4 protein-coding genes are annotated in these 4,167 nt (G+C 58.3%); all 4 read right to left on the reverse strand.

The genetic code is table 11. The features are described from left to right. Positions 1–14: 14 nt before the first annotated feature. Complete coding sequence (locus Q0F21_RS05880) at positions 15–386, reverse strand: YccF domain-containing protein (protein ID WP_018107509.1); 372 nt, start codon at positions 384–386, stop codon at positions 15–17. Next, entirely contained in the window at positions 386–1,342 is a 957-nt protein-coding gene (gene trxB / locus Q0F21_RS05885; protein WP_297238249.1) for a thioredoxin-disulfide reductase, read from the reverse strand. Before trxB ends, Q0F21_RS05880 begins: the two co-directional genes overlap by 1 nt. 6 nt (positions 1,343–1,348) lie before the next feature. Beyond that, positions 1,349–1,990, reverse strand: a complete 642-nt coding sequence (locus Q0F21_RS05890; RefSeq protein ID WP_297238251.1) for a LolA-like putative outer membrane lipoprotein chaperone — start codon at positions 1,988–1,990, stop codon at positions 1,349–1,351. 17 nt (positions 1,991–2,007) lie between these two features. Then, on the reverse strand, positions 2,008–4,167 hold a 2,160-nt coding region (locus tag Q0F21_RS05895; RefSeq protein ID WP_297238252.1), incomplete at its 5' end, for a DNA translocase FtsK.

Raw genomic sequence — 4,167 nt, forward strand, 5'->3', positions numbered from 1 at the left:
TGTCCTGCCTATGCTCATAGACCCACTTCTATCTCTCGACCGAAGGGATGAAGTGCAATCCCCGCAAACTTGAAGTGCTGCTTCCCGAAGGGGATCCCGATGATCGTGATGCAGAGGAGGATCCCGAAGAGGAAGTGCACGAGGGCGATCCAGATGCCTCCGAGGATAAACCAGAGGATATTGAGGAATGTGCTCCCCAACCCTCCGCTCGACTCGCTCACCTTGCTCCCAAAGGGGAAGACCATCACAGCAGCGATCTTGAAGAGCTGAAAGCCAAAGGGGATCCCTACGATCGTCAGGCAGAGCACCAGCCCCGCCGTCATGTAGCCGATGGCGGTCTCCAGTCCGCCGAAGATCCACCAGATAATATTTCCCAGGATCTTCATCACTCACCTTTCATCTTGAGGAACCTGTCAGCTGCGATAGCCGCACGGCAGCCGATGCCGGCTGCGGATACAGCCTGACGATAGACGGAGTCAGCCACGTCACCGGCGGCATAGACGCCATCGATCTCAGTAGCCGGGTCACCACTATCCTTCGTGAGGATAAACCCATGCTCATCGAGCTTCAGCTGACCATTCAGGAAGTCGGTATTGGGCTTATGTCCGATAGCCTCGAAGAATCCATCGATCGCAATCTCTGTGCGACGCTCATCCGCTTCGCCCTTATTCACCACCAACTTCGCTCCCTGTACGGTAGGCTCCCCGAAGAGTCCCTCAGCCTGATGCTTCCAGAGCACTTCGATATTCTCCGTCTCCAGGACCCGATCCTGCATCACCTGACTAGCACGCAGCTCATCTCGGCGGACGATGAGGTAGACCTTCTTCGCCAGGCTGGAGAGATAGATCGCGTCGCCACAGGCTGTGTCTCCACCGCCGACGACGGCAACGGTCTTGCCTTTGTAGAAAAACCCGTCGCAGGTAGCGCAGGCACTAACGCCGGCACCCATATACTTCTTCTCCTCCGGCAGTCCGAGCATCTTGGCAGAGGCGCCGGTGGCGATGATCACAGACTTGGCGGTAATGGTGTACTCGCTATCTACGGTGGCAACGAAGGGGCGACCGCTGAGGTCTATCTCAGAGACCAGCCCAGAGCGGACATCTGCACCGTACCGCTCAGCCTGCTTACGCAGGTCATCCATCATCTCGAAGCCTCCCACGCCCTCGGGGTAGCCGGGAAAGTTCTCTATCGAGGTGGTCTCCGTCAGCTGTCCGCCCGGCTGTAGTCCCTCGATGACAATGGGAGAGCGATTGGCGCGCGCAGCATAGATAGCAGCGGTGTATCCCGCAGGACCAGAGCCGATGATCAGGATGTCTGTCTGAGTATTCTTCTCGGTATTCATGACGATTTATCTTAAGTCTATCAGTGTTGCTCCCTTGACCTTCTCAGGAGTGTATCTAAAAAATGAACTGTCCTTCAGTTCCCTAAACTTCCCCTCCTCAAATCGGGTCACCTCTATCAGCACCGGCTCCATAAGCCCCTTCTCCTCCAGACGAAGGGAGATAGGGCGACCGTCGGGTGCGATCAGCGCCTCGAGCCTGGCGAGCGAGCCGTCGTATCGGTTTTTCCCGTTTTTACGAGGCACCGCGATGACGCGGGTATTCTTGCCCTCCCTCTTCTTCGTGAGGGAGAAGGCATTCTTTCTCACGCCCTCGAGATTGAGTAGCGGATTGATCTCCATCAGGTCTTCCTTGTGCGGTGTGGAGAGATTGACCTCCCCGCTCTGCTTGACGTAGACCCAGAGATCCGTGCCGTCGTACCACGCCTTAACCTCCTCAGAGTCGTAGTAAAACCGCCGTCCCACGGCGTAGTACTTGCAGTCTGTAGTCACGTCCTCGAGGGTCATTCGGAAGCCTACCTGCAGTCCCTCCTTAGCCTGAAGTCGCTCGATGGACTTGTCAAGCACGTCTGCTGTCTGTGCTCTTACGGTCGTGGCGCAGAATGCGACGAAAAGGAGCCAAAAGAATATGTGGGTGGATGAAAAGGACATAATATATATTGTGTGCTTTAGATCTCCGGATGGAGGATCCGCTCGAGCTGCTCCTGTGTCGTCACAAGGAGATCGCGCGAGCCGCGTCCGTCCGGCTTACTGATGATGCCTGCCGCCTCCAGCTGGTTGCAGAGCCGGGCAGCGCGGTTGTATCCTATGGCAAAGAGCTGCTGGATCAGTGAGATCGATACGCGACCCTCCGCCACGATGCGCTCCGCTACCACGTCGAAGAGATTGTCCCTTTCGTTCGGGTCAATCGAACCGTCCCCACCTGCAGCACCACCCTCACTTTCCTGGGTGACCTCCGGCAGCTCGTACGCCGTCGGGTAGCCGCGCTGCTCGCCGATGAAGTCCACCACGCCATTCACCTCAGGGGTGTCGACAAAAGCGCACTGCACGCGGGTCAGCTTTGTGCCGGACTGGTAGAGCGCATCTCCCTTGCCGACCAGCCTATTGGCTCCGCCGGAGTCGAGGATGATGCGGGAGTCCACCTGCGAGGTGACGCGGAAGGCGAGACGCCCGGGGAAGTTGGCCTTGATCGCGCCGGTGATGATGCTCGCCGTCGGTCGCTGTGTCGCGATGATGGCGTGGATGCCGATGGCGCGTGCCTTCTGAGCCAGGCGGGTGATCGGCAGCTCGATCTCCTTACCCGCAGTCAGTAGTAGATCACCGTACTCATCGATGATCAGGACAATGTAGGGCAGGAAGCGGTGACCATTCTCAGGATTAAGCTCCCGGTTCCTAAATCGCCTATTGTACTCCACGATATTGCGGCAGGAGGCGGCTGCCAGTAGCTCGTACCGGTCGTCCATCTCCTGACAGAGGGAGGTGAGGGTGTCGGCGGCGCGTTTCGTGTCAGTGATAATCACCTGATCCTCGTCCGGGATCTTCGCCATGAAGAGCTTCTCCACCCGGGAGTACATGCTAAACTCGACCATCTTCGGGTCGATCATCACAAACTTCAGCTCGGAGGGATGCTTCTTGTAGAGCAGGGACATGATGATCGCATTGAGCCCCACAGACTTTCCCTGTCCTGTGGCACCCGCCACGAGGAGGTGTGGCACCTTGGCAAGGTCAAAGAGTAGGACATCATTCGTGATCGTGCGACCGAGTGCCACCGGGAGCTCCATCTTCGTCTCCCGATAGGCGGGAGAAGCGAGCACGCCCCGCATGCTGACGATCTGGGGTCGCTTATTGGGCACCTCCATGCCGATGGTTCCCTTGCCGGGGATCGGCGCAATGATGCGGATACCGAGCGCAGAGAGGCTCATCGATATATTGTCCTCCAGACTCCGGATGCGGGAGATATGGATCCCTGCTGCCGGGACGATCTCATAGAGCGTGATCGCCGGACCGACGGTGGCGGAGATCTTATTCACCTCGATCCGGAAGCTCTTGAGTGTGTCGAGGATCAGCTGCTTATTCGCATTGATCTCCTCCATGTCGATCTCCCCGTCGTCGCTGCCGTAGTCCTTGAGTAGGTCGAGGGTAGGGTAGTGGTAGTCTGCGAGGTCGCGTGTCGGGTCATACTCGCCCTGCTCCCGCACCAGCTGCTGGGCGGTCGTCAGAGAGGAGCTCCCGGGAAGCTCGTCAGTCTGTCGGGCGTCGATCACCTCGATCTCGTCGGAGGGGGTCGTGGGAGCCACCGGTTCCGGCCTGCTGACACTCACCTTCCCCGTGGTGCCAGCGGTCGTCACGATCGGCTCCGGCACCTCTTCGATCTTCTCCTCATCCGTCTCCTCTTGGACCCCGGTCACTTCGTCGCCGGCGTCCTCAAGTATGGTGGTCTCATTATTGTCTACCACTTCCTCCGCACTCTCCTGCTCGTCCGCGAGGGCATTTGCCTCCTTCCTTTTCTTAGAGAATGAGGCGTATCGCTGCATGAGGGAACTAAAGGTGATCACCAGCAGCAGGATCAGGAGGAAGCTCATCAGCAGGAGTGCCCCCACAATACCTATATGCATCGTCAGGAAGGTCGCTGCCTCGCGTCCAAAGACTCCTCCGGGGAGGAAAAACCACCCGTCGGTCCACTCGGCCGGCATCAGTCCCAGGGTGACCGATGTCCAGAGCGCCGCACAGATGCAGAGGCTGATCTGACGGAACCATGAGACCCGCATCACCAGCGTTATCCAGACGCCCATCATCACGACGAGGTAGAGGAGGAAGACCAGCCCGAG

Source organism: uncultured Porphyromonas sp. (assembly GCF_934359325.1).
In the GTDB taxonomy this organism is placed as follows: domain Bacteria; phylum Bacteroidota; class Bacteroidia; order Bacteroidales; family Porphyromonadaceae; genus Porphyromonas_A.